This is a genomic window from Pseudomonas sp. Pseusp18, from assembly GCF_059506005.1.
Window position 1 is genome coordinate 2,447,349 of the sequence record NZ_CP169240.1, and the last position, 23,864, is coordinate 2,471,212.

Below are 23,864 nucleotides of genomic sequence, written 5' to 3' on the forward strand. Positions count from 1 at the left end.
GATGATTGCTCAAGGAAGCTGCACGGTCTGGTCTGGGTGCTCGGTCACTGCAAAAATGGCCGAGGTGGGTTCCAGTTCTTTCAAGCGCCAGGTGCTGGACTGCTCGCCGCTATGCAGCAGTCGAACATCCGCGAGAGTGCGACTGTCATGCGGAGTGATCGCGAGGAAACGTTCGCCACCGCGAGACTCAACACCCAACACCGAAAATGGGGGCGAGAGTGGGATTAGCTTGGGGAGAGCGGTCTTTTTCGGCTTAGCAGCGGAGGGTGGCGGTGGTGGTGACGGCTTGGAGTTGAGATCTAGAAGCTTCTGCTCGACCTGCTCCAGACGTGCCCGCAATGTAGTTACGTCAGCCTCGGTGGCACGGGCTGCCAGACCGTCGCGCAGTTCCTGAATTTCTTGTGCCCACTGATCCAGCATCGGGTCGAGCACACTGGCTTGTTGCTCGCCAGTATCTACCATCTGCCTCAGGTCTTTCACTGTGTGATGCAGTTTTTCCTGCGTGTCCTTGAGGGCGTTCGAGTCAGTTTGCAGGGCATCTAGAGTCTGTTGGTGTTGGGCGCTGCTGTTCTGCAACTCCACCATGCGCTGAGTCTGGTTATATAAACCGCCACTCAGTCCGGCGACCGCCAGGCACAGCCCCCCAACGATCAGGGTTTGAAACGTTGAAGCTTTCATGGGCGCGCCTCCGGCTGGCGGGACGAAGTAGAGGCGACTGGCGTGGCGCGGGTGTCGGCTTTTTGCGGTTCGAAGCAGACTGAGCGGTTGATATCGTCGACCGTGAGTTGCCAGGCCGGACCGGCCAGCACTTGAAGTGCGCCGCGCAAGGGGATCGGACCAAGTCGGTAGTGAGCCGCCGGCAATGGACGGCGGAAGAGCACTTTCATTGACGCGGTATCAGGACAGAGCGCATAACCCGAGCGCAGCAGCACATAGTGCAGCGCATCCTGCACCGATGGACTTAGGTTTGACGGAATATTCACGTCGATGATCTGGGTGAGAAGGTCCCGTTGCTGCGTGGTGGGTGCGGTTCTGACCAACGTATAGCGGCCATAGCGAAGCTCTGGCTGATGACTGTCATCACCCGTACCCATTGTGGATGGGTCCCGACTCATCTCACTCTCGGTCGATGGTTTGGGTGGCGATGTATTGGGGACTTGCGCAGTACACGCGCTCAGTGCTCCCAGCAGACAAATCGGCGTGAAAAAACGGGTCATGGAAAGATCCTCATGTCAGATTCAGTGCAGAACCTGACATGAGGGAAAGGATGACTCAGTGAGAAAGGCGATTTCGGGAGCAACGTATTATTCGGCACGTTCATGGTTGTTCGTTGAAAACCTCGAGTCCGGGTAAGACGGATGCCCAGGGGTCGAAGATCAACATTCGCACATCCGCCAACGCCGCCAGGTACAACACCTTGACCAAGGCTTCTGGCGTACCGGCATCGAGTTGTTCTTGTCTGAGGGACAAGTAAGAACAGCTGTCGATTTTCAACAGGTGCTCATCGGTCCAGGGTGTGCCGATCAGCTTGCACCCGATGCCGTCGCAGTCTGGCAATGTGAACAGCTCGAAAAGCAGCCCCGTTAGCCTGGGTTCGCGGGACACCCGTTCCTGCAGATAAGACATCGCCTCTGCGGGAAGATGGGCAGTACTGATCTCCCAGGCTCGACTGTAGTGTCCCGTTTCGAAGCTCAAGTGTTGAATCACGGCTTGAGCTTCTTCCAGAGAATACAGGTCACCGACATGGTGCCTCTGGTTGAGCCTTTCACCAATCACCGCGTAGATGACTTGGCGGACCAGCCCCATGGATTGGCAACGCTCATCCAGTTCATCTGGAATGGATTGGCCTTCGCTGATCAAGGCGAAATCGTCATTGAATATGCAAGGGAACAGTTGCAGTTCATCATCGGACAGATAGGCCTGTGAGTGATGCAAGGGGCGAAAGCAGGGCGGGCAGTCGTTGTCATAGGTGATTTGCAGCAGCCGCTCGATATCCAGGCTGTGGTAGCCACGCATAAAAGGATTTGAATCTACCCGCAGGGCTGAGACTTGATGGATAGGGTTCATAAGAGGGTCTCCAGGCTAACAATGAACAAGGCACCCGAAGGTGCCTGTAAGGGTTAAAGCCAGCCGTATTCGGCAAAGGACAGCGGACGACCTTCGCCCACGATGAAGTGGTCCAATACACGCACTTCGATCAGCGCCAATGCCTCCTTCAATCGAACGGTCAGAATGCGATCTGCTTGGCTGGGTTCGGTGCAACCAGAAGGGTGGTTGTGAACAAAAATGGCGCCTGCGGCGTTATGGGCAATGGAGCGCTTAACGACCTGACGGGGGTATACGCTGGCCCCATCAATGCTGCCGTGAAAGAGAACTTCGAACGCCAGCACTCGGTGCTTGGCATCAAGAAAAATCACGCCGAAGACTTCGTGCTCCTGTTGAACTAGCTGCAGTTTCAGGAACGAAGCCACGACGTCGGGCGAGGTCAGATCGGGTCCGCGGGTGAACAACCGGCGATCCAGAATATGCAGCGCTTCATCGATCACGCGGTTTTCATGTGCGAGCCGATCAGTCTCAAGCTCAGTAATTTCAATCAGGGTGAGTTGATTGTTCATGGTGGTGCCTCCGAATTGGATCATCAGGGGCACACACCCAAAGGGAGTGATATCCCCTGGTGGGTGTGAAGTTGCGGTTGTAGGTTGTTTACAACCTGGTGAACTGGTGACGTTGACCGTATAGAGGAGAGCCGCAGCCATCGCAGGGCAATGAGGAAAAGGTTCTGATTCCCCAGCCGGTCTCGGGATCGAAGTCGGCGCTGATGGGCATTAGTCGAGCCAATCCAGCTTGGAGAGCGGCGATACGTTGAGCGATTTGATCCGCCGTGTAGTAGAGCGAAAGCGCGCTGTAGTCCTCATAAGCGACAGCGAACAAGCATTCGTCGCAAAGCCAGAAGGACTCCATGAGAGGGACTCCGATGTTGGTTAAGAAAAAGGCGCTCAAAGGAGCGCCTTGGTGAGGGCGTTACGAACCATTCAGGCGGACTGAGCGGTTTGAGTAGAGCCACGGCGAGCCGTGCGTGACGAAGGTTTAACTTCGGTTTCGTTCTCTTCAGCTTCGGCATCATCCGATGTTGGAGCGGACTCATTGGTAGGCGCTTGCTCAGCAGGTGCTGTGACTTCCTGCCTGGCGGGCGCTTTGTACTCAAGCATGCCGTTGACCTTGATCCAGTCGATGAACAACAACCGGCCTTTCAGACTGGCGCCTGGTTGGCCTTGTTTGGCGCCTTTCTCATAGAGGAAGGGATCAATCCACAGGTCGCCGATTCGAAACGACAGCAACACCTTTTTCTCGGCATTGACAGCGTCCATGTAGAGGCGAATCAAACGTTCAGCTTCGCCTCCAGCGACCTTGCAATCGAAGCGTGTGTATTCCACCGCATCGGTCGCACCGTGCAGGGCTGCAATATCGCAGGCCATGAACGGCTGGCCGCGGCGAACCTGTACTTCACGCACCCGGTTGAGATAGCCAATACCGGCGGTGTGCAGGTTGAAGTAACTGGTCACTTCTTGAGGTTGGTTGGCGTGGGCCATGGTGGTTCTCCTGTTTCAAGGAAGAACGAAGACGCACGATCCCTGACGGAAAAGTGAGCCCCCGTCAGGGTGGGTAAGGTGAGTGCCGCGATGACCGACCATCATCGGTAAACCGATGATGAGCAGCGCGATGCATCTGGGTGAATAGCGATACAGCATGAGGATGTCTGCGGCGAAGTCCGCAGGCGGGGGTAGTGGGCATTCATCGCCGCCGAAGCAGTGATCGTGCGAGCTTCCGAACGCTGATCGCACTTGGGTAAACCACCACAAACGTGGCGTAGCCTTGAAGGTTCTGGCTACCTGGGCTGGGCTGTCGACGACAGCGGACCACACCCTTTCTATAAGCCTGTCAAAGGGGAGCGTCAAGACGCTGCAATCCGATTTTTTACATCTGGAATACAGTGGCAATCACTGGAATGAAGAAAGTGAAGAGTGGGCCTGACGCGAGCGCCAGGCGAGGAAGAGAAAAGCCACCTTTAACGATCTCATGCAGTCGAAAAGCTCCTCGCAAAGCTTGCTTCACTGCGTAACGATTCGCCAACCGACCCTTGTCGTGGCCTGGATCGGAACGTACTGGCACGCATCCGCGCACAAAGGGTGCCCAGTGTTTCGCCGGCGGGCTCCGGAATTTGAATACGACCGCCGAAGCGGATGACCACTGCTGTCGCTGTGTGGCAGCAGTGGTCATCCGCTGCCACGATCAGCAACGCATGAGGGCGGAAAATGATCCACTGAGAAGAAGGCTCCGAACTCATTGAGTCCGACCGAGCTGCCCGGAGCTAATCGGTCTTGGGTCGCCATCGGCGATGAACCCGAATGACTACAGCAGATGGAGCATCACAGCGTCAAGCCAGAGGCCAGTGCTCATTTACTTCCGAGATGAGCGGCCAACTGTTCGACGGTGGCCAGGATAAAGGCGCGATCATGTTCTTTCAGTCCGCTCAGCAGGCCCATGATCATCTGGCTCTGGTCGTTGGGGCGACTGCTGGACTCCGTCAGCAATTCATCTACTCGGCAGTCGAAGATATCCGCCAATTGCATCAGCTTGGCGACGGACAGCTCCACCACCCCGCGCTCCAGGCGTGATATCGCCTCGCTGCCAATCCCCAAGCGTTCAGCGACCTCTTCCTGGGTCAGATGGCGCTCGGTCCGATGCTTCGCGATCATGCGCCCGATTTGGGTTTGGGTTGGATGCTTATGTGCCAAGTGATGAGTTCTCCAGTTCAACCCGAATGGTTGAGCAAAGACTCGTTGACATGAACATCCTTAAAAGTTGAATATCGACTACATGGGTTGTTATTTTGACTGAAATCGACATTTACCGCGACGTAGATTCTGGTTCTTTGGGCTCCAGAGGCGTAGTGGTCAGTGTGAATGAAGACGAGGACTGGTTGAGCATGGAAGATGAGAGCGAGGACGTCATGGACCCTATCTGGGATCGAGCACTGGAACTGGTCATCGAAATCCATGATTCCCCGGGCAACCCCGAACCCTTCGACAGTCTTGTTCACTGGCTCAATGAGTGCCCTGTTCACCTGAAAGCGTTCAACGAGCTGGGGCAGATATGGATCTCCGCAGGTATTGCCTTGGCCCGTGAAATCGGACAGCCCTTGAACGAGTTAGAGCAGGACCAGCGGCCGTTGCTGATGCACTGACTATGCATCGATCCCAGAATCATACGACGGACCAATATCAGATGCGCTGAGCCTTGTGTTTGATGGGCAAGGTGCCCTTGCAGTCAGGGTATCGGGCGCATGACCAGAACGGGCCGGACTTCCCCTTACGCTTGCGCATCGTGTCGTTGCACACAGGACAGACAGGCCCGGTTTCCGCAGGCACTGACAATCTAAGCGTTCCACAGTGCTCGACCAACTGCGCAATCCAGTTCGCTTGCTTGGCGACGAACGCCTCAAGAGGCAGGCGTCCGGCTTCGATTTCGTCCAGGGCCTGCTCCCAAATCGCCGTCATCCCTGGATCTGCGACCGCTGGAGGCACCGCCTCGATCAGCGTATGAGCCGCGGCCGAAGCCATCAAGGCGCGTTTCTTCTTCAGCAAATAACCACGGTCGATCAGGCCCTTGATGATGCTAGCCCGCGTGGCTTCGGTACCGATACCGGTGGTGTCTCGAAGTTTCTGTTTCAACCGTGGATCGCGGACCAGTTTGGCCACGTTTTTCATGGCCTTGATCAGGCCGCCCTCGGTGATTGGTTTGGGTGCCGTGGTACGCATCGTCTTGAGTTCCACGTCGTTCACGGGGCACTGTGTGCCCTGTTGCAGAACCGGTAGGATTTGGGACTTTTGAGAGAGATCTTCGTCCTCTGCGGTATCGTAGAGCAGGCCCTTCCAACCCTGTACCAGGATCTGCTTACCCACTGCGGTCAATCGCTGTTCGCCGCACGCCAATTCGACTTCGGTGCGATCAAACTCATGGTGGGGAAGAAATTGCGCGAGGTAATGGCTGCGAATCAATTCGTAGACGTTGCGCTCCGGTTCGGACATTCGCGCAAGACTCGTGGGGGCGGTGGTGGGGATGATGCCGTGATGCGCAGTGACTTTGGCATCGTCCCATGCCCGTGAATGCAATGATCGATTGAGTTTTTCTAGGGTGGGTTGCAATGCGGGATCTGTTTTGAGCAGAGCATCAAGCACCGCGGGCACCTCGTCGAACATATTCTCTGGCAGATAGCGGCAATCACTGCGTGGATAGGTGGTGGCCTTGTGTGTTTCATACAGGGCTTGGGCGATATTCAGCACCTCTTGGACGCCGAGCCCCAGCTTGCGCGAGCAGACTTCCTGCAGCGTACTCAAGTCAAAGGGCAGGGGTGGCGCTTCGCGAAGCTGCTCAGTCTGCAGCGAGAGCACCGTGGCAACTTTGCCGGCTTTCATCGCCTGGACTGCCTGAGCGGCAAGCACCTGTTGCAGGCAACGACCTGCCTCATCCCGCCCCGAGCTTGGTGGTAACCACGACGCAAGGAACTGCTGCTCTCTCGACGATAGCTGTACCTCCACCTGCCAGTAGGGCACGGGGATGAAGCTGGCAATTGCGCGATCCCGATCAACCACCAGACGTAATGTCGGTGTCTGGACCCGTCCAACCGACAGCACACCATCGTAGCCCGCTTGCCGGCCGAGGAGGGTAAACAAGCGACTGAGGTTCATGCCGATCAACCAGTCGGCGCGGCTGCGGGCAAGGGCTGAATGGTAGAGGGGGAAGGTCTCGTGGTCGGGTTTCAGCGAGGACAATGCCTTGCGGATGGAGGTCTCATTGAGAGCGGATAACCAGAGCCTTTGAATAGGGCCTCGATACTTGCAGAGCTCCAGCAGTTCGCGAGCGATCATCTCGCCTTCGCGATCAGCATCGGTCGCGATCACTACGGTGGAAGCTTCTTTTAGCAGGCGCTTGATGACTTTGAATTGGGTAGCAGTTTTGGGCTTGACCTCGACTTTCCACTGCAAGGGAATGATCGGCAAATGCTCCAGCGACCAGCGTTTGTATTGTTCGCCATAGGCTTCAGGTGGGGCTGCTTCGAGAAGGTGGCCGATGCACCAGGTGACGGCTGTTTCGATACCGAGCAGGCAGCCTTCGCCGCGACGGGTGGCTCCGAGTACTTTGGCGATGTCTCGACCTTGAGAGGGTTTCTCGCAAAGGAATAAGCGCATAGGACTGCTCCAGATGAGGTCCGAAGCAGAGTTGTTGAATCAGCTAATGCGGGGTATGAGAAACCCGAATTGCAGGCTTCTCATATTAGTCATTGGAACAGTCTTGGGGAGAGGTTGCTGCCCCCTCCGCCGTCTGGGCATGACGCGCATATTCACGAGTAGGGAGTACACGTAGTACAGCAGACCCGCGTAAAAGCGCATTTTTAATGCCAGCCCCATCAATCCGTAGGTTGCTACCCTCGACGCTTCTTGGGCTTCGATGCTGGTGGACTGGCTGTCTCTGTACCTTGTCCTCCGTTTTTTCCAGTCACCGACTGTTCACTGGAACGCTCGCGCATGACCACATTTTGTACACGGTGAGGCAGGATACCGACCCGACGGGCCTCGATTTTGAAGGTCACCCGCGCATTGTCGTCGCTGTCCTCCCACTCATCCTTGACCGTGCGCCCCTCGACCAGCACGCGCATGCCTTTCTGGTACAGCATGCTCCAATGCTCGGCTTCGCGGTGCCAGAGCTCAACCGGTGCCCAATAACCGCCCCGATCTTCATAGCTGCCATCGCGCGGTACGGGATTGTCAAAGTACACATTCAGTCGCAGCAGACGCCGTGGCTCGTCATTGCCTGAGGCAAACTCCTGGAATTCTGGCGCACTGCCGATATTGCCTTCACCGACAAAAAAAGTACTCATTGTGATACCTCCACTGCTGTAGTGAACTGGCGCAGTCGCTCGTCGGCACTGGCCATTTTGATCGCGCAGGTGGTGGCCTGGCGCAGTATCGAATGCACCACGCTCATCTGCAGGTTCAGAGCAATGCGGTCGCATTCGAATCGGTGCAAGCCCTCGCGCGCAGTCTGCGGTAAGGCTCTATTGCTGAGTTGCTGTTCCCAGACCGCAACGCCCATACGGGAGAAATCACGAGTGCGCCAGCGCAGGAAGGTGCTGCCGGCGCTGGTGTTCTGCAACACCAGGCGAAAATCCAGCAGCGAGTAAGGAGGGCGTTCTGCCTGCTGCACCAGGGTTTCCATCAAACGACATAGTTGCGCCTCGATTTCCCTCGCAACTTGCGCCAGGTACTCCAACTCCCCCTTACCCTTAAATGGTTTTAAAAGGCCTTTTAGGGAGGCAGCGTGTTCGAGCTGTCGATAGGCATCTGATGTCAGCCCTGCGAAGGCTATCGGTTGAGCAGGGTGCTTGAGAGTCATGCGTCGCCCTCAGGCTCATCCACGGTCGTTGATGGTCCACTGGGCTCCTCCGCCGGAGTCTCAGCGACATCCTTAGGCTCAGCACCTCGGCGAATGATCGGTGGCGCAAATTGGGAGCGACGATGACCCTCGAGGATGTCCATGGGGGGCAACCCCAGTTTGTCGATGGCCGCCAGGGCGCGAGCGTTGTTCGCTGCCATGTCATCGCGCGTAACACCGGCATGCCGGTAACGCTGCGCCAAGCCGAATAGGCTGCGCAGTAGATGGGCGCCGTCATCGATCCAGGTTTCCATGTCCATGCGGCCGATCAGAGCGGTGTGATGGGCCAATAGGGTATGGCGCACCAGCGTGTCGTAGTCGGTCAACAGGTAGACCGCCAGAAAGCCCAACTGGCTGCCGATGTACAACGGCAAGGTGACGGGGTGGATGTTGAGGTTGTCGCCCATGTCGATTTGGGTCGGCAGGTCTTGTCTGATCCGATCAAGCTGTTGGGTCAGTTCCAGCATCCCAGCCTTGGCCTGCAACAGTTTTTCTTCGAGTTGCACCATGGCCCAGTCGGCATACGGGTCGTCCTGTGCCGCGGTTTGCTTGATCAGGTTGGTGACGCTGATATATCCGGCCATGCCCATAATCGAGTGAACACCTTCGCGTGCAGTCCGGCCTTGCCAGATGCGAGCGGCGTGATGGGTGTGCAGCGTTAACGTAATGCTGCTGCGCAATGAGCCCAGGTTGAGCTGGTAGTGATCGGCCACGATGGAGTCCTCGCATAAGCTTGGCGAGCACCTTGTGACGAATGAGCTTTGAGGGCAGCGAAAAACCTGAATGCTGTCTGTTCGGTTTGAGCTTCTGGAGATGATTCACCTGATGCCTACGGCGCTACAGGGATTGCTCTCTGGAACTCCCTGGATTTGATGCCACTGGCATCAAATCTACTGACGTCCAGGACGCTTTCCGCGCAGTTGACGCAGTTCATTCAGACACGCTAGAGCGAGGGCGGAGGCGGGTTCACCCTTTTTTCGAGTGGTCCGCGCTGGCGCTGATTGAGGATGCGCTGTAACGGGCGTCGTTTCTGCCTGACCCGCCCACGGATGAAAGTCGCCTTTTACCGCACGCTGAATCAGGCCCATCAGATAGGCCGCAGGTTTGCGGATGCCGCCCGCGGCACAACGTGCCCCGGCTTCGTTGAGCACCGCCTGCCTTTCTGGCAGCTTGAGTTTGTTGAGCGCCACGGTGATGGCTTGACGCTCGTTCGGGCTTAGGGTCAGCCCAGTGGGCCAGAGCACGTTATCCACCGCCGGGCTCGCGCGCGGTACTGTACAAATACTTTCTTTTACTACTGTACAAGCGGCGTTCGGATTCCGAACGTCGCCGGGAACATTGGCCTCCACAACCGGTTCGGAATCCGAACGAGGGGCTGCATGATTCCGAACGGGGTGGGCGCCGCTTTGTTCGGAATCGTGCATCGAACCTTCTGTTTGCGAGTCAGGATTCTGATCTACCCACCGATCACCCCAAGTGTCGAGGCGGGTGGGGAGATGGCTCAAGTCGATACTGGTATCCAAGCTGATTTCATCCAGAAGGTGCTGAGCGACGATACGCACCGCCTTGGTGGCATGATCAAGGCAATGTCCAACCAGATCCAGATAATCCTGATCCAGTTCCATGGCTTCGGCGGGTGTTAACGGTTCATCGTGCAGAACATACAAAGAGCCTTGCAGACGTCCACTAACGTGGTCACGCCCGCGACTCACCAAGCTGAGCCAACGAGTGAGCCTGAGCATCGTCAATACGCGAGCGATGGTTTCACGTGAGGCTGAGGTCCCATAGGGGATACTCGACAGATACGGTTGCAGATCCTCATAGCGCGGTGTGACCAGGCCCTGGCCTTGCAGCATGAATCGAAAGACCTGCCAGGCATTGCGCTCCAACGGTGTCAAACGGTTATCCAGCAGCAAACGACGCGGTACGACTTCGTGTGATTGGCCACTGAATAGAAATCCATCCTGAAGAGCTTGGTTGGAAGGTTTCTCGATGGTAAGGCGCGTGGGCCAACGTTCGCTCAATTGCTGCGCGCATTGCTGCAGAACGCGTTGCCAACGGCTGAGCGGGTGGGTGTTCATGTGTTCTTGCTGTAGTGCTCGATCTGCTGCCAGACGATGGTCAAGCTGATCTGTTGTTCCTCAGCCAACATCATCATGGCGTCGAGCTGATCTTCAGTAGGGTCTTGTGCTCGTAGCTGACACCAGCGTTGCCACAGTGCGTGCTCTTGCGCTTCGCTCAAATTCTGCGGTCGTCCCTTGCGGGTTTCTATCTTGAGCAGACGTCGACGCATCGCGGTTTCCGAATGGGCCAAACCGAAGTTCTGATACATGATGGTGCTGCTGGCGCCGAGCTTCAGAGCTCGGTTGATCAAGCGCTCATTCTGTTCATCGCGATCGGCTTGCTCAATTAACCTGTGTAGCACCGGCGAGTCGATCTTGACCTCGACCCAAGGTACGCTCGCGTGCGCCAGACGCGCCAGGGTGGTCGGCGGTAGGGACTGCAACAAGTAGATGTCATCCTCACCCAGCCCTAACGCTTTGCAGCGCTGCAGATTACCCAACCGCAGCTCATGCAGGACTTGAGTCAACATGGCTTGATTGAGTACATTGAACGACAAGCTCATGGCAGCTCCTCCGGTGAGTCGTCTTCAGCGGTAAGCGTTAATTCGATCAGGCGCCGGGCCAAGCGGATCAGGCGATACAGCTTGATCAGTAAATGGTCCGGCAGGCGTTCCAACCCCACATCCATGGTTGGTTGATCTGTCAGGGGCAACTGATACACCCCCAGCAACAGTTGCCCAAACAGGGCTGAGGGCAACAGTTTGCGGTCCTCCCAGTCCACCTCATCTTGAGCACGCAACAGGGCCAGAAGCAGTAGATGAACACCGGTCGCACGCGGTGTCGTCAGATCGATCTGCTCCATGTCGAGAATGAAGCCCAAGCCATCCTGCTGAGTGATGATGATCTCGGGCCGCCCGGCATAGGCTGTCATCTCCCTCGCCAGCGCAGCGATGGCTGAACGCAGTTGCTCGGGAGTATCGAGCGCTGGGGCGATGCTCCAGATATCGTGGCTCGCACGAGTATCGACTTCTCTTACGGTTTCGGCGGGCGTTTCGCGATTGATTTGGTCACGAATCTGTTGAACTCGCGATGGAGGGCTAAGCTCTGGTGTGATGTTGGTTTCAGGCTGCGGCGAAGGCTTCGGCGCAGCTCCGGTCTTATGGTCCGAGGGTTCAAGCTCAGGGCGCAGAGGGGATTGTGTAACTCCATCTTCACCTGATGGAGGCATATCCGTTGCTTGCGTCGTCACGGCAGCGCTAGGTATCGGCAGAGGGCGTTGCGTGGTGCTTAGCTCTAAAGCGAGCATGCGGTAAGACTGGCCGAGCAATTGGCTCATTCGCTCGAGTAGTTCGTCCTGGATCTGCTCAAGGTTGAAGGACTCGGGTTCGGCATCAAAAGAGGCTAAGGTGTCCAACCAAAGCTCGGTGAACTCAAGGCTATTGGCCGGATAGCGATTCCAGGTTTTTTCTGCCTGGCTACGCAGGCCGATCAGGCGTTCAATATGCGACTTACCCAATCCGGTATACAGTGTTTGAGGGATAGCAGGCAGCAAATATTCCAAGGTGTCGAGCATCCGGCTGATATGCGATTGCGAAATCGGATAGCCCCCGGAAGCGAGTCGTTTTGCCAGTTCGCGCTGCGAGAGTGCACTCTCATCCTGTTCAAACATGGCCTTGAGTTTTGCAACGGCGAGGGCGCGTTCGATGAAGGTGAGTTGACCGTGCAAATCGCTTTCTGCCAAATGACCAAGTAGGGCCGTGGCTTCATTGGTCCAAGGTCGAAACAGGCAGTGGATACGAAAGAATCGTTCGTCGTGAGTCTCTTGCCACAGTTCTCCGAGAACCGCCAGGCGTGTGTTGCCGCCGTTGCGGATGATGAAGGTCGGTTCTCCCGGGCGGCGGGTGATCGGCGGAGGCTGATCTAGCCCGCGTTCGCGGATTGAGGCCTTGATATCGTCGTACAGCGGATTACGAATGAATCGTGGGTTGAGGTCGTAGGGCCGTAGTTGTTCTAACGTCACCAACATGGGGGTATCGGTGCTCGGATCTGACGGTTGCTTCAGATTCGGCCCTTGTGGGAAGTGGCCCTGTTGCAGCTTTTCGGTGATCTCCTCTTGGCTGGGTTTCTTCATCGGAAAAACCTCAGTTAATGCCGACCGCGTAAGTGGTTACCTATCTCAAACTCAACGACCTCGGCCGTACCCGATCCTTCAAAATGTTTGGAGAGTTCTGCGAGGAACCATCCCATAGCCGAGAGGCCTCCTTGTAGGCGAAAGACCACGGTGCAGTACTCATTGCTAGGAGGCGGCTCCGATAGTTCGAGCGGTTGAACGATGATCTGGCAGTGATTCAGCATTACAAAACTCCTTACCTAGCGATTGAGATCAAGGCTGATGCAACAACGATGACGATGTGAGGAGTGTCATGAGCGCACCAGCGGGCCACTCACTGAGTAGATGGCTTGGCGCCACTCAGGAAATAGCTCTATGGCCAAGGCTTGTATGGTTTCCAAGGCCGACGCAGATCGCCGGCCTGCAGGGCGCCGAGTCTCGACGCGGTGTACAGGAAGACTCAGAGAGGCAGCATTCAGGTAGGCCACCCGATCAGGGATTACGGTCTGCAGGACCTGGACGGCTGAAGTCTCGATGAACGTTTCACGCAGGCTACGAATGATCATGCGAGTGTCCGATTTGATGTCGTCGACTTGATTCAGCAAAAGCCTAAGGGGCGGTGGAGCGATGCCCAAATGGCGAAATGGTTCAAGCTCGTTGAGCAACTTTAATGTTCCACGGCGTAGCTCGCGGGCGGCCAGCATTTCAGGAGTAATAGGGGAAAGAGCAAGGTCAGACGCCAATATGGCTATCTCTAGCAACACGCTCCGCGCTCCTTGAGTGTCGATCAAAAGCAGGTCATAACTGGGGCGGAAAGCATCAAGCAGGTTACGCAGCCGGAGGCGTCCGTCAGGGGCGTGCAACAGCAACGTGCTCAGTCGGCCTTGATCATCGTTGGAGACTATCAGTTCGAGTCCGTTGATCGCGGTCGAGGAAATGATCTGTGCAGGATCTGTCAGGTTAAGTGCGAGTAGTTCGTACACGCCCGACGGAGCCACATGGTCCAACACGTAGTAGCTGGAGAGGGTGGGCTGGCTGTCCAGGTCCAGCAGTAGTACACGCTGTCCCGCATCGGCCAGAAGACCACCTAAATTGGCAGCCACTGTGGTTTTGCCCACTCCACCCTTCGTGGAAACCACCGATACTACGCGCATGGTATTAGCCCTGTTGTGCCAAGCGTTCGGCTATCCATTGCTCAATTTCCAGTGAGTCCCAACCTACGGCGCGCAGCCCAATGTGCTTTGCCTGAGGGAAATCACCGTTCTTCATAAGGTTGTATATGTGCGCTCGCTTGAAGCCGGTTTTCCGCTCTACCTCGTCGCGGCGCATGATATGGCGTTCAATCTGCGGCTGAGGTGCTTCAGCGTGGGGTGATGATGGAATGGACATACTGGTCACTCCTGGCGTCGAATGGCGCTTTGTGGGAAGTGACCTGGATTCAACACCAAAAAGGTAGGTTAGTCATTGCAATGCAATAGCTGTGATTGCAATGCAACCCTTACCGCTTAGCTTGCTTCAGACTACGTCGACCGGCTGCGAATTTCTCATCCAATGAGCGCTTACTCAATCCTGGAACCTCGCCATAGTGCGCCGTTATAGAGTCGACAATGGATGCTTGACTATCGAATATCGAATGACGTCTACCTCCTTCGGATGAATCAAGCATGGTATTGACTAGGGCTCCAATGATGTTGAGGAAGCTGGCCCTACTCTGTTCGCTCACTTCATTTTTATTAACGGCCAGTGCGCGAAGGCTTTCTCGCTCCAGTCCAGCAACGGTCAATTCCTCCAACAGATTCTGGAGTCTGGTTTCGGTTGCTTTTAACTGTACCTGTAGAGCATCTCTGTCCGCTTGTAAGACTAGGTAGGTATCGTAGCGGATGGCCCCTGGGTAATCTCCAACTGGATGAAAGAGAAACGGTGGTCGCTGATCTGGAAAGTAGTGAAGTATCCACGACTTTAAGTCAGAATGTCGGATAGTCAAAAGTTTGCAATCAACTTCCGTGCCAGGTGGGACGGTGATGCCTAGAGTACCGTAGCGCAGCTCTTGATTTCGGATGGCATCCAGAATTTTCTCTAAGTTCTGATGTAAGCATGGCCATTGTGGAAATGCAGTGGTGAGAGTTTCAGGCCGCGCCCATGCCACTTCAAGAATGCGGGTTTCGAAGTTCACCAAGCCGCACCAACGTATGGCCGCTTCGATAGGTCTATAAAAAAGCTTTGCATTGGAGTTAAAGCTACTAGGTCCGTCCATAGAGGCAATCTCCATCGAAGAGCAGACACCGCTAGGTGTTGACAGTAGATCTACTACGATGACCTAGACTTCCGTGCGGTTGCTGTCCTGTATCTTACTTAGCAAGGATACTTGTGCTCTAACTGCGTTGTTGGCGCTTAGAGTGCATCCTAACGCTCAATATACGTGACAATGTGGCTATACGTGCGACCAAGTCAGTTAAGGAGTGCGTCTTGAACTTAACCGCTGATACTCCTTTCGGTCCAAAGACTCGCTGCGGTGCTCGGGCAGAGTTGGTTTTGCGACTTCGGACCTCAAGGAAGAGGGCGGAGCTCCACATTGTCTACTCAGGCTTCGGCGGAGCATTGGCTCGCTTGCCGTGAGAAAAAATGGTCCAGGAGTAGGTGTTCGCGGGCTAAAAAGATATGGTACAGTACTGTACATAATGAAGATGCGAAATACAAATTGAAGGTGACCCAGTGACCGCTAGTTTGACCGCCACCCCTCGCAAGCATCGAACCGCCAAGGGCGCCCAGCGCATCGACGATCTGACTTCTGCCGCTGCAGAGCTGTTCCTGAAGCGTGGGTTCGAAGCTGTCGCCGTTGACGATCTTATCTCCTTGGTGGGTGGATCAAGGAGCAACGTCTATAAGCATTTTGGTGGCAAGGAAGGGTTGTTCGAGGCGGCCATGCTGAAGGTGTGTACTCAGATGGCAGAGCCGCTCGAGCGGCTGCATATCGAAGAGCTGGACCCGGAGCGGGTGCTTCCTTCTTTTGGGACGGAACTGGTCAAGATTGCGCTGTCTCCGCGCACGTTGGCCGTGCACCGGATGTTGACCACCGAAGGCGGGCGCTTTCCCAAGGTCGCTCAGATGATGCTGCAAAGCAGCTATCTCAAATCGCTGGGGTTGCTGGCGAGCTGGATCGAATCGCAGCAGCGAAAGCCACATGCCAGGCTTTCCGACGATGTGCCGGCGCAAGCCTTGGCGGAGCAGTTCTTCAGCATGGTCACCAGCGACATCAAGCTGCGCGCCATCGTTGGCCTGGTGCAAACGCCGTTGCCGGAGTCTGCCATTGAAGTGATCGTCAGTCGTGCCGTCAGGACGTTTCTGCGTGGTGCTTCCACTGGCTCACCCTGTGGCGAGACACCCTGATTGATCGGCACGCATCCAGCACTGTTCTACCTGCTTGGGTTCGGGTGCGTTCAACGGCTGGATGGGAGTTCTCGTGTTTGATCGGAAGCCTCTTCTCGTTAGTCGTCTTGCTCCTGTGATGGCGCTTCTCATCACCGTAGGGGGCATGTTGAGTGCCTGCACTACGCTGGGCACCGATGTGCTGGACATCAAGCCAGTCGTCTTTACGGCCTACCGCGACGACACCATCGAGCTGTTGCGCGAGCGGCGTGCATTCCAGCACGAGATCACAGACTTCGAGCTCACCTGGAACGCGCCGCATGAATGGCGCCTGGCCGGCGCGCCGCCAGACAAGGGTATTCTGCTGGTGCACGGTCTGGGCGATTCGCCTTGGTCGTTCCATGACGTCGGCCAAGCCCTGGCCGCACAGGGTTTCCTGGTTCGCACCGTACTGTTGCCAGGCCACGGTACGCGCCCTGACGATCTTCTGGACGTGACGCTCGATCAGTGGCGTCAGGTCGTTCACGAACAGGCCGCGACCCTGCGGCGCGACGTCGGACAGGTCTACCTGGGCGGCTTTTCCACGGGAGCCAATCTGGCGCTCGACTATGCCTATTCGTCCACGGAGATCGCTGGCCTGGTGCTGTTCTCGCCCGGCTTTCGCTCGAACAGTTCGTGGGATTGGCTGACACCCTTGGTCGCCAGATTCCGCCCCTGGCTGTTCGAGCCTGATGGGCGCATGCCCACGCAGAACACGGTGCGCTATCTCAACACGCCCACCAATGGTTTCGCGCAGTACTACCGAAGTAGCAGGATGGCCAGACGGTTGCTGCACGAACGCCCGTATGACAAGCCCGTTTTCATGGCAGTGGCGCAGCACGATTCCGTGCTCGATACGGACTACCTGCTCGACGTCTTCCAGACGCGCTTCACGCACCCGTCAAGCCGCCTGGTCTGGTACGGCACACCGCCCGCCGGCCTCAAGGATTTCAAGCGTGTGATCGTCCGTGAAGACCGGCTTCCGGAGCAACACATCAGCCAATTCTCGCACATGGGGCTGCTGTTCTCGCCCGACAATGCGGTGTATGGCGAGCAGGCCGCGCAGCGGTTCTGCTGGAACGGCCAGTCCGCGCTGGACATGCAGGCGTGTGAGCAAGGTGCGCCCGTCTGGTACTCCGACTGGGGCTACCAAGAGCAAGGAAAGATCCACGCACGGCTGACGTTCAATCCGTATTTCGATTGGCAGGTTTCGGTCATCACGACGGTGCTTGGCGATCGCGGTGCTTCCCTTACCAGCCGCGTTGAGCCGCGGTCGACGCTTCATCATTCATCACCGGAGATCCACCCATGAAAGCAGTCCGTATTCACGCCTACAACGAAACGCCCACAGTCGAGGACGCCCCGAACCCCGAGGTCGCAGACGACGAAGTTCTCGTGCGCGTGCAGGCCACAGCCCTCAATCCGCTCGATGCCCTGGTGGTGTCGGGCATCGCCGCGAACTTCTTCAGCATCACGCTGCCGATCACGGTATCCACCGACTTCGCCGGCATCGTGGAGCGCGTCGGTTCTGCGGTGACGCAATGGAAGCCCGGGGATGCCGTGATCGCCTGGGCCGATGCTGGCACCAGCGGCGGCCTGGCCGAATTCGCGGTCGTACCGGCCTCGGCCTGCGTAGCCTTGCCGTCGAGCTTGTCGGCCGCTGAAGGCGCGGCGATCCCGACGGCGGGGAGCACGGCGTGGCACGCACTGTTCTCGGTCGCCAAGTTGCAGGCTGGAGAAACCGTGCTGATTCACGGCGGGGCAGGCGGCGTCGGCAGCTTTGCAGTGCAGTTCGCGCACAAGGCCGGCGCACGGGTGATTGCCACCGCATCCGGTGATGGCCTGGAGCTGGTGCGTCGTCTGGGTGCGGATGAGGTCATCGACTACAAGGCGCAGAACTTCGCGACCTTCGTCTCGGACGTGGATGTGGTGCTCGACCTGGTCGGTGGCGAGACACAGGGGCGTTCTTACGAAGTGCTGCGCAAGGGCGGTCGCCTGGTCTCCACTGCAGCTGGAACACCGCTGGATGAAGCCGCCGCCAAGGCCTATGGCGTGTCGGCCAGCATGTTCTATGCAAAACCTTTCGCGGATCGTCTCAATGAGGTCGTCGCGGCCATTCACGAACAGGGAATCGAGGTCGTCATCGATCGCAACGTGCCCATCGAGGAATTTGACGAGGCCTGGTCTCGCCTGACGTCCGGCCGGGCGCGCGGAAAGATCGTCATCACCCTGTCCTGATTCCTCAACCTAACTTTCACATAGGGAAACTCAGCATGACTACTGCAACGGCTTCTTTGGGCGGCACCTTCACACTTCCCGGCACCTCTCTGACCCTCAAGCGCATTGGCTACGGCTCCATGCAGCTTCCCGGCCCGCATGTGTGGGGCCCACCGCGCGACAAGGACGCCGCTCTGGCGGTGCTGCGCGAGGCGATCGCGCTGGGCACAAACCACATAGACACCGCCGAGTTCTATGGCCCGCACGTTTCCAACGAACTCATCCGCGAGGCGCTTGCACCTTATCCGAGCGATCTGACCATCGTCACCAAGATCGGCTTTGATCGCGGTGAGGACGGCTCGTGGGTCATCGACCGCACGCCGGAGGGCCTGGCGCGCCAGGTACGCGAGAACCTGTCCAGCCTAGGGCTGGAGGCGTTGGATGTAGTCAATCTGCGGCTGGGCAGTGCGCAAGGCGCCAATGAGGATTCGCTGGCCGAACCGCTCGGTGCGCTGGTCGAACTGCAGCGCCAGGGCCTAGTGCGCCACATCGGCCTGAGCAGCGTCACGGCTGCGCAGGTCAGCGAGGCGCAGGGGATCGCGAAGATCGTCTGCGTGCAGAACCAATACAACCTGGCTCATCGCGGCGACGACGCATTGATCGATGCTTTGGCGGCGCAAGGCATCGCCTACGTGCCCTTCTTCCCGCTGGGCGGCTTCTCGCCGCTGCAGTCCTCGCTGCTTGGCGAAGTCGCCAAGGCGCGCGGTACTTCGCAGAACCAGGTGGCGCTGGCCTGGCTGCTGCAACGCTCGCCCAACATTCTGGTCATCGCCGGCACGTCTTCGGTGGCGCATCTGCGCGAGAACTTCAAGGCAGCGGAGCTGACGTTGTCCGCGCAAGAGATTGCCACGCTCGATCAGATCGCTGGACAGGCAAGCCAAGCCAACGAGTGAAGCCTCGGCCCGGCTGATGCGCTCGAATATGGCCCAGCCGGGCCCATGTCCACCACTGGGCCCACTTTTATCAAGGATACCGAAATCATGAGTAAGCGACTGGAAGGCAGGATTGCGGTGGTATCTGGAGGCGGTGCGGGTATCGGCAAAGGGATTGCCCATGTTCTGGCCAAAGAGGGGGCGGACATTGCCGTGGCTACGCGAAGTTCGTTTGACGAGGTCAAAGCGCTGGTCGAAGCAGAGGGGCATCGGTTCTTCGGTGCAACTGTGGACGTTTCCGACGAGTCGCAGGTCAATGCTTTCGCCGGACAAGTCCGCGAGGCGCTGGGACCCGTCGACATCATCATGAACAACGCCGCCATCTCCAGCCACGGCGCGATCGAAGACACGTCCTTCGAGTACTGGCAGCGCCTTTTCTCGATCAACGTGCACGGCAACTTCCTGTTCACCCGTGCGTTCGTCGAGGGCGTCAAGCGCTCGCCCGCCGGGCGCATTATCTGCATGGCCTCGACCGCGCCGCTGGTAAGCCAGCTCGGCAAGTTTGTGACGTACATGACCTCCAAAGCCGCCGTCAACGGGTTCATCAGCGCGCTGGCCACCGATCTGGGTGAGTATGGCGTGACCGTTAACGGCGTGGCGCCTAGCGTCATTCGTACGCCCTCCACAGAGCAGCATCTCAACGAGGAATGGTTCGCGATGCACATCGACAAGCAGAACATCAAGCGGCAGCAGACGTCTGAAGACATCGGCAACATGGTCGCCTATCTGGCGTCGGACGCCGCATCGTTCATCACCGGCCAGGTGATGATCGTCGATGGCGGCCTAACTCGCCGTTGAGAGCGCAGGGCCAATCGACATGAGCGGCCTTTGAAGACTTACCATCATCACTTTGACCCAGGAGCATTCATCATGAAAGCAGTGGTCTACTAAAGCGAAAACGACATTTGCGTGGAAGAGCGCCCGCTACTCGTCATCGACGCCACCGATGCAATCGTTCGACATAATTTACAGTGGCATGCTGTATGAATTGGTTTTCAGCAAATACACCAGGGCTGCTCGTCAACCGAGGGATTTTGCGACTTGCTGGGCAAGAGAGGGGAGAACGCTGAAGATCAACATTGCTTCTGAGGGCTCCTCCGGCACGCCTGCTGCAGCGCACATCCTCGCGGTATTGAAGCGATTGGAATCCCATGGAAGCTGGCGTCGGCTTCGGGGATCACTAGATATAAGCGGCCCTGCGCATTACCGAGCTCACCGAAATCGTTCTAGCAGATCAAGTCGGCTTTTCGGTATTCGGCCTCGTCGAAGACCATCGCCAGGAGTCGACTCACCGAAAGCGTCAGTGAACTTGCCAAATTTCCCAGTACACCCGCGGCAGATGAGCCTGAGTTGTTCGTTACTCGTTCTAGGCTCGGAACACCGCTACCGGGACAAGATCATTTTGGTTGCCCTATCGTCCCTGCTGCCGCCTGAAAATCCCTAACAGACGGCACCGGTGTCTTGGGCTCGTATGGGTCGATTCAGGCACAGTATCGAAGCAGTTCCTCTTCAGCTAGTCTGGCAATCGCCATAAGCTCCGCTCTGCTTGCCCCATCACGGGCCTGAACAGACATGCCTTGGATGATCGCGCCCACGAAACGAGCGAGGGCGGCAGGGTCAGCGTTAGATCTGAGTTCGCCCTCGACTTTAGCCCGCTGTAACCGCTTCTGCAGGCGAAAAATCGTTGTCTCGCGCAAATTGGCTACCATATTCGCAACCTGATCATTCTCTGCCGCACAGCCCAAGACAGCCGTTGAGATCATGCAGCCGCGTGGATGCGTCAGATCGGTGAAAAGCATCGCCTGCGTTTTCACCCAAGCGCTTAGTGTCACGATGGTATCAGGCCGTTCCAAGCTTTCCTCTGTCAATGTCGCGAAAGCCGCACCATACCATTTGAGCGTTTCTCGGTAGAGATCCGCCTTGGAACCGAACGCAGAGTAAAGGCTCTGCGGCGTAATCCCCATCGCTGTCGTCAGATCCACGATCGACGTTCCCTCATAGCCCCGACGCCAGAAGCATTCAGCAGCCTTGGCCAGAACATCGTCCCGACAGAAGGCGGGAGGGCGGCCGCGGCGACGGGGGGCAGAAGTTTCATTTTTCACATCGATCACTCTAGAAATATATTTGATGTGGGTTAATATGGAGCGGTCATGGTGACAATACAGGAATTTCCCAATGAGTCTGCACAATTCCCTCGCATCCCGGGTGGACGCGGCAATCGATAGCGCGATCGCCGATAATCGTCTAGTCGGGACGGTGGTGGTCGTCGCTAGAAATGGTGAAACCGTCTATCGGCGCGCCGCTGGTTTTATGGACCGAGAAGCTGGGCAGGTGATGCAGGAGGATGCGATTTTCCGGCTTTCGTCTATCACCAAGCCCTTTGTGGCGGCAGCCGCGATGCGCTTCGTTGAACTTGGCGTCATCGCGCTCGATCAGCCCGTTACCCGATGGCTGCCGGACTTCCGCCCGGCGCTTGGTGATGGCTCCCGCCCAGAGATCACTTTGCATCAACTCTTGGCACATACTTCCGGTTTGGGTTACAGGTTCTCCGAAGCGGAAGGCAGCACCTATCATCGGCTCGATATCTCCGATGGTCTCGACCAGCCCGGTCTTGCGCTTGACGAAAATCTTCGCAGGCTCGGTGAGGCGCCGCTTGCCTACCCGCCGGGGACGGCGTGGCGTTATTCGCTCGGTCTTGACGTCCTCGGTGCAGTGCTGGAGGCGGCAGCGAGCAAATCGCTACCGGAGATCGTGCTTGAACATGTAACGGAACCGCTCGGCCTTTCCGACACTGGCTTCGTCGTCACTGATCCGGAACGATTAGCTGCCGCCTATGCACAGGCACCGGGTTCGCCGGAGCGCATGGCAGGTACCGTGGCGGTGCCGCTTTGGCAGGGAGCAGTCCGCTTCGCCCCCGACCGTATTCTCAATCCCGAATCCTATGCTTCAGGTGGCGCTGGCATGGCTGGCACCGCAGACGATATCCTGATTTTCCTTGAAGCGATCCGAAACGGCGGCGCACCGATCCTGAAGTCTGAAACGGTCGCGATCATGATGCGCGACCAAGTCGGACCTCAAGCCGCGACGCAAGGCCCCGGGTGGGGTTTCGGCTATGGCTGGGCCGTTCTGTCCGATCCAAGGCTTGCCTCCACACCGCAAGCAAAAGGCACGCTGCAATGGGGCGGAGTCTATGGCCACACTTGGTTCATCGATCCTGTAAACCAATTGTCTGTGGTGGCTCTGACCAACACTGCCTTCGAGGGGATGGTCGGGCAATTCGTCAATGATCTCCGGGATGCGATCTATGGTCATGCCGGTTCCCCCAATTCCGTAGAACAACCGGTGTATTCAGGCTCTTAACCAAGGTTGACGCCGCCGAGCGTATATCTTGGAGCCATGGAATAAGGGCTACGACTTCGACGGCTCTGGATGATATCTGATCTCTGAAAGGATGGGTGGAGGCCCAGCTTCTCATGCTGATTCCGACAAGATGAGCGCCACCTACAAGCACGCCTAGTACATCAAGCTGCGCCGGACGACGCAGGATTGAGCCAACCGCTTGGATCCTTGGGAGCAGGGCTAGCTGAAGTCAAGGAGCTCTGCCCTGATCTTTCCGGTGGTGATTTGCTTACGTTCGTCACCATGGTAAGCATCACCGGTCAAGGCTTGAATAATTGCTGCTCTCAGCAGCGCCATTATCGTCTGTTTAGACTACGACATCCGAATTGTTGAGCTTTAGGATCGGTTCCGAAGTACTTCAATAGAGTATCGGGTATGACAGTCGAGAAGACCTTCTCCAACAAAGTGGTACTGGTGACCGGCGGCACCAAAGGGATTGGCTATGCAATCGCGCAGAGCTTCCTCAAAGCCGGTGCCACGGTAGTGGTGTGTGGACGCAATGCCCCGCAGACGTTGCCTGGCGTAGAAGGCCGATCGGCGGAGTTTTTTCCTGCCGATGTGCGTGATGGCGCCGACCTGGACAGATTGTTTTCTCACATTCAAGAGCATCATGGGCGGCTCGACGTGTTGGTTAAAAATGCTGGTGGCACTCCTTTTGCTCTTGCGGCCAGCGGCTCAGCGCGCTTCCACGAATCTTTGATCAGTCTGAATCTGACTGCACCGTTGCTGACTGCATTAAAGGCCAATGCGCTTATGCAGGATCAGGATACGGGGGGCGTCATTCTGTTCATTGGTAGCGTGGGCGCTTATTCGGCAAGGCCCGGTAGTGCGACCTATGCGGCGGCCAAGGCGGGCGTGCTCAGTTTGACCAAATCCTTGGCGGTGGAATGGGCGCCCAAAGTTCGGGTGGTCTGCGTCAGCCCTGGGCTTGTGCAAACCGAGCAATCGCATCTGCATTATGGCGATGATCTTGGTATCGCGGCGGTGTGCGCTACCGTGCCACTTGGACGTATGGCACAACCTTCAGATATCGGTGAAGCCTGCTTGTTCATGGCTTCTTCACAGGCTGCCTACATCAGTGGGGTAGACCTGCTGGTCCATGGCGGGGGCGAGCGTCCTGCCTTTCTTGATGCCGCCAGTGTGAACAAAGAATGAAACAGCATTCTTCTTCCTAGTCCCGATGGA

The 23,864-nt window shown here is 57.1% G+C and carries 26 protein-coding genes; 8 read left to right on the forward strand and 18 right to left on the reverse strand.

Annotation, left to right across the window (positions count from 1 at the left end):
• Positions 1-9 precede the first annotated feature (9 nt).
• The 7 genes from ACEN9A_RS11070 to ACEN9A_RS11100 all read right to left on the reverse strand — a co-directional run bounded on the left by ACEN9A_RS11070 (position 10) and on the right by ACEN9A_RS11100 (position 4,796).
• Positions 10-678: a chemotaxis protein gene (locus tag ACEN9A_RS11070; RefSeq protein WP_413386772.1), complete on the reverse strand. Its 669-nt coding sequence runs from the start codon at positions 676-678 to the stop codon at positions 10-12.
• Positions 675-1,217, reverse strand: coding sequence for a PFGI-1 class ICE element type IV pilus protein PilL2 (pilL2, locus tag ACEN9A_RS11075; RefSeq protein ID WP_413386770.1), 543 nt, complete (start codon positions 1,215-1,217; stop codon positions 675-677). The genes ACEN9A_RS11070 and pilL2 overlap by 4 nt, the downstream gene beginning before the upstream one ends.
• A 100-nt stretch (positions 1,218-1,317) precedes the next feature.
• On the reverse strand, positions 1,318-2,067 hold the full coding sequence (locus ACEN9A_RS11080) for a DUF5983 family protein (protein WP_413386768.1): 750 nt from the start codon (positions 2,065-2,067) through the stop codon (positions 1,318-1,320).
• A 53-nt stretch (positions 2,068-2,120) separates the two neighbouring features.
• Positions 2,121-2,615, reverse strand: a complete 495-nt coding sequence (gene radC, locus ACEN9A_RS11085; protein ID WP_413386766.1) for a RadC family protein — start codon at positions 2,613-2,615, stop codon at positions 2,121-2,123.
• Between the two features lie 88 nt (positions 2,616-2,703).
• Entirely contained in the window at positions 2,704-2,961 is a 258-nt protein-coding gene (locus tag ACEN9A_RS11090; RefSeq protein WP_230164618.1) for a hypothetical protein, read from the reverse strand.
• A gap of 71 nt (positions 2,962-3,032) precedes the next feature.
• A complete protein-coding gene (locus ACEN9A_RS11095; protein ID WP_413386764.1) occupies positions 3,033-3,590 on the reverse strand; it encodes an STY4534 family ICE replication protein in 558 nt (185 codons plus the stop codon).
• 864 nt (positions 3,591-4,454) lie between these two features.
• On the reverse strand, positions 4,455-4,796 hold the full coding sequence (locus ACEN9A_RS11100) for a helix-turn-helix domain-containing protein (RefSeq protein WP_230164614.1): 342 nt from the start codon (positions 4,794-4,796) through the stop codon (positions 4,455-4,457).
• 95 nt (positions 4,797-4,891) lie between these two features.
• On the opposite strand from ACEN9A_RS11100, the gene ACEN9A_RS11105 reads away from it, so the two are divergent.
• Complete coding sequence (locus tag ACEN9A_RS11105) at positions 4,892-5,245, forward strand: hypothetical protein (protein ID WP_413386762.1); 354 nt, start codon at positions 4,892-4,894, stop codon at positions 5,243-5,245.
• Positions 5,246-5,282: 37 nt separating this feature from the next.
• On the opposite strand, the gene ACEN9A_RS11110 is transcribed toward ACEN9A_RS11105, so the two are convergent.
• The 10 genes from ACEN9A_RS11110 to ACEN9A_RS11155 form a co-directional block, all read right to left on the reverse strand.
• On the reverse strand, positions 5,283-7,250 hold the full coding sequence (locus ACEN9A_RS11110) for a DNA topoisomerase III (protein ID WP_413386760.1): 1,968 nt from the start codon (positions 7,248-7,250) through the stop codon (positions 5,283-5,285).
• 233 nt (positions 7,251-7,483) lie between these two features.
• The gene (locus ACEN9A_RS11115) at positions 7,484-7,939 is read right to left on the reverse strand and encodes a single-stranded DNA-binding protein (protein ID WP_413386758.1); all 456 of its coding nucleotides are present in this window, start codon (positions 7,937-7,939) and stop codon (positions 7,484-7,486) included.
• Complete coding sequence (locus tag ACEN9A_RS11120) at positions 7,936-8,454, reverse strand: DUF3158 family protein (RefSeq protein ID WP_413386756.1); 519 nt, start codon at positions 8,452-8,454, stop codon at positions 7,936-7,938. Before ACEN9A_RS11120 ends, ACEN9A_RS11115 begins: the two co-directional genes overlap by 4 nt.
• Positions 8,451-9,206 (reverse strand): PFL_4669 family integrating conjugative element protein, encoded by a 756-nt coding sequence (locus ACEN9A_RS11125; protein WP_413386754.1) that lies wholly within the window; start codon positions 9,204-9,206, stop codon positions 8,451-8,453. Before ACEN9A_RS11125 ends, ACEN9A_RS11120 begins: the two co-directional genes overlap by 4 nt.
• Positions 9,207-9,383: 177 nt before the next feature.
• Complete coding sequence (locus ACEN9A_RS11130; protein ID WP_413386752.1) at positions 9,384-10,574, reverse strand: STY4528 family pathogenicity island replication protein; 1,191 nt, start codon at positions 10,572-10,574, stop codon at positions 9,384-9,386.
• On the reverse strand, positions 10,571-11,119 hold the full coding sequence (locus ACEN9A_RS11135; protein WP_413386750.1) for a DUF2857 domain-containing protein: 549 nt from the start codon (positions 11,117-11,119) through the stop codon (positions 10,571-10,573). The genes ACEN9A_RS11130 and ACEN9A_RS11135 overlap by 4 nt, the downstream gene beginning before the upstream one ends.
• Positions 11,116-12,687 (reverse strand): ParB family protein, encoded by a 1,572-nt coding sequence (locus ACEN9A_RS11140; RefSeq protein ID WP_413386748.1) that lies wholly within the window; start codon positions 12,685-12,687, stop codon positions 11,116-11,118. Before ACEN9A_RS11140 ends, ACEN9A_RS11135 begins: the two co-directional genes overlap by 4 nt.
• A 290-nt stretch (positions 12,688-12,977) precedes the next feature.
• Positions 12,978-13,820 (reverse strand): ParA family protein, encoded by an 843-nt coding sequence (locus tag ACEN9A_RS11145; protein ID WP_413386746.1) that lies wholly within the window; start codon positions 13,818-13,820, stop codon positions 12,978-12,980.
• Positions 13,821-13,824: 4 nt separating this feature from the next.
• Entirely contained in the window at positions 13,825-14,055 is a 231-nt protein-coding gene (locus ACEN9A_RS11150) for an AlpA family transcriptional regulator (protein ID WP_413386744.1), read from the reverse strand.
• 109 nt (positions 14,056-14,164) lie between these two features.
• Complete coding sequence (locus tag ACEN9A_RS11155; RefSeq protein ID WP_413386742.1) at positions 14,165-14,920, reverse strand: hypothetical protein; 756 nt, start codon at positions 14,918-14,920, stop codon at positions 14,165-14,167.
• Between the two features lie 458 nt (positions 14,921-15,378).
• On the opposite strand from ACEN9A_RS11155, the gene ACEN9A_RS11160 reads away from it, so the two are divergent.
• The 5 genes from ACEN9A_RS11160 to ACEN9A_RS11180 all read left to right on the forward strand — a co-directional run bounded on the left by ACEN9A_RS11160 (position 15,379) and on the right by ACEN9A_RS11180 (position 20,078).
• A complete protein-coding gene (locus ACEN9A_RS11160) occupies positions 15,379-16,053 on the forward strand; it encodes a TetR/AcrR family transcriptional regulator (RefSeq protein WP_413386740.1) in 675 nt (224 codons plus the stop codon).
• 118 nt (positions 16,054-16,171) lie between these two features.
• Complete coding sequence (locus ACEN9A_RS11165) at positions 16,172-17,383, forward strand: alpha/beta hydrolase (protein WP_413386738.1); 1,212 nt, start codon at positions 16,172-16,174, stop codon at positions 17,381-17,383.
• A complete protein-coding gene (locus ACEN9A_RS11170; protein ID WP_413386736.1) occupies positions 17,380-18,309 on the forward strand; it encodes an NADP-dependent oxidoreductase in 930 nt (309 codons plus the stop codon). The genes ACEN9A_RS11165 and ACEN9A_RS11170 overlap by 4 nt, the downstream gene beginning before the upstream one ends.
• A 35-nt stretch (positions 18,310-18,344) precedes the next feature.
• Positions 18,345-19,241, forward strand: coding sequence for an aldo/keto reductase family oxidoreductase (locus ACEN9A_RS11175; protein ID WP_413386734.1), 897 nt, complete (start codon positions 18,345-18,347; stop codon positions 19,239-19,241).
• Positions 19,242-19,328: 87 nt separating this feature from the next.
• Positions 19,329-20,078, forward strand: coding sequence for an SDR family NAD(P)-dependent oxidoreductase (locus ACEN9A_RS11180; protein ID WP_413386732.1), 750 nt, complete (start codon positions 19,329-19,331; stop codon positions 20,076-20,078).
• Positions 20,079-20,761: 683 nt separating this feature from the next.
• Here ACEN9A_RS11180 and ACEN9A_RS11185 read toward each other — a convergent pair.
• The gene (locus tag ACEN9A_RS11185; RefSeq protein ID WP_495688587.1) at positions 20,762-21,391 is read right to left on the reverse strand and encodes a TetR/AcrR family transcriptional regulator; all 630 of its coding nucleotides are present in this window, start codon (positions 21,389-21,391) and stop codon (positions 20,762-20,764) included.
• 64 nt (positions 21,392-21,455) lie between these two features.
• Here ACEN9A_RS11185 and ACEN9A_RS11190 point away from each other — a divergent pair, with 64 nt between their 5' ends.
• Both ACEN9A_RS11190 and ACEN9A_RS11195 read left to right on the forward strand, forming a co-directional pair.
• A complete protein-coding gene (locus ACEN9A_RS11190; RefSeq protein WP_413386728.1) occupies positions 21,456-22,640 on the forward strand; it encodes a serine hydrolase domain-containing protein in 1,185 nt (394 codons plus the stop codon).
• 414 nt (positions 22,641-23,054) lie between these two features.
• Positions 23,055-23,834 carry an SDR family oxidoreductase gene (locus ACEN9A_RS11195; protein WP_413386726.1) on the forward strand — a complete coding sequence of 260 codons (780 nt, stop codon included), beginning with the start codon at positions 23,055-23,057 and terminating at the stop codon, positions 23,832-23,834.
• Positions 23,835-23,864 lie beyond the last annotated feature (30 nt).

What these genes read in the sequence shown, in the direction of transcription:
- ACEN9A_RS11070 (WP_413386772.1), bottom strand. Translation starts at nt 678, where the DNA reads ATGAAAGCTTCAACGTTTCAAACCCTGATCGTTGGGGGGCTGTGCCTG.
- pilL2 (WP_413386770.1), bottom strand. Translation starts at nt 1,217, where the DNA reads ATGACCCGTTTTTTCACGCCGATTTGTCTGCTGGGAGCACTGAGCGCG.
- ACEN9A_RS11080 (WP_413386768.1), bottom strand. Translation starts at nt 2,067, where the DNA reads ATGAACCCTATCCATCAAGTCTCAGCCCTGCGGGTAGATTCAAATCCT.
- radC (WP_413386766.1), bottom strand. Translation starts at nt 2,615, where the DNA reads ATGAACAATCAACTCACCCTGATTGAAATTACTGAGCTTGAGACTGAT.
- ACEN9A_RS11090 (WP_230164618.1), bottom strand. Translation starts at nt 2,961, where the DNA reads ATGGAGTCCTTCTGGCTTTGCGACGAATGCTTGTTCGCTGTCGCTTAT.
- ACEN9A_RS11095 (WP_413386764.1), bottom strand. Translation starts at nt 3,590, where the DNA reads ATGGCCCACGCCAACCAACCTCAAGAAGTGACCAGTTACTTCAACCTG.
- ACEN9A_RS11110 (WP_413386760.1), bottom strand. Translation starts at nt 7,250, where the DNA reads ATGCGCTTATTCCTTTGCGAGAAACCCTCTCAAGGTCGAGACATCGCC.
- ACEN9A_RS11115 (WP_413386758.1), bottom strand. Translation starts at nt 7,939, where the DNA reads ATGAGTACTTTTTTTGTCGGTGAAGGCAATATCGGCAGTGCGCCAGAA.
- ACEN9A_RS11120 (WP_413386756.1), bottom strand. Translation starts at nt 8,454, where the DNA reads ATGACTCTCAAGCACCCTGCTCAACCGATAGCCTTCGCAGGGCTGACA.
- ACEN9A_RS11130 (WP_413386752.1), bottom strand. Translation starts at nt 10,574, where the DNA reads ATGAACACCCACCCGCTCAGCCGTTGGCAACGCGTTCTGCAGCAATGC.
- ACEN9A_RS11135 (WP_413386750.1), bottom strand. Translation starts at nt 11,119, where the DNA reads ATGAGCTTGTCGTTCAATGTACTCAATCAAGCCATGTTGACTCAAGTC.
- ACEN9A_RS11140 (WP_413386748.1), bottom strand. Translation starts at nt 12,687, where the DNA reads ATGAAGAAACCCAGCCAAGAGGAGATCACCGAAAAGCTGCAACAGGGC.
- ACEN9A_RS11145 (WP_413386746.1), bottom strand. Translation starts at nt 13,820, where the DNA reads ATGCGCGTAGTATCGGTGGTTTCCACGAAGGGTGGAGTGGGCAAAACC.
- ACEN9A_RS11150 (WP_413386744.1), bottom strand. Translation starts at nt 14,055, where the DNA reads ATGTCCATTCCATCATCACCCCACGCTGAAGCACCTCAGCCGCAGATT.
- ACEN9A_RS11155 (WP_413386742.1), bottom strand. Translation starts at nt 14,920, where the DNA reads ATGGACGGACCTAGTAGCTTTAACTCCAATGCAAAGCTTTTTTATAGA.
- ACEN9A_RS11165 (WP_413386738.1), top strand. Translation starts at nt 16,172, where the DNA reads ATGGCGCTTCTCATCACCGTAGGGGGCATGTTGAGTGCCTGCACTACG.
- ACEN9A_RS11170 (WP_413386736.1), top strand. Translation starts at nt 17,380, where the DNA reads ATGAAAGCAGTCCGTATTCACGCCTACAACGAAACGCCCACAGTCGAG.
- ACEN9A_RS11175 (WP_413386734.1), top strand. Translation starts at nt 18,345, where the DNA reads ATGACTACTGCAACGGCTTCTTTGGGCGGCACCTTCACACTTCCCGGC.
- ACEN9A_RS11180 (WP_413386732.1), top strand. Translation starts at nt 19,329, where the DNA reads ATGAGTAAGCGACTGGAAGGCAGGATTGCGGTGGTATCTGGAGGCGGT.
- ACEN9A_RS11190 (WP_413386728.1), top strand. Translation starts at nt 21,456, where the DNA reads ATGAGTCTGCACAATTCCCTCGCATCCCGGGTGGACGCGGCAATCGAT.
- ACEN9A_RS11195 (WP_413386726.1), top strand. Translation starts at nt 23,055, where the DNA reads ATGACAGTCGAGAAGACCTTCTCCAACAAAGTGGTACTGGTGACCGGC.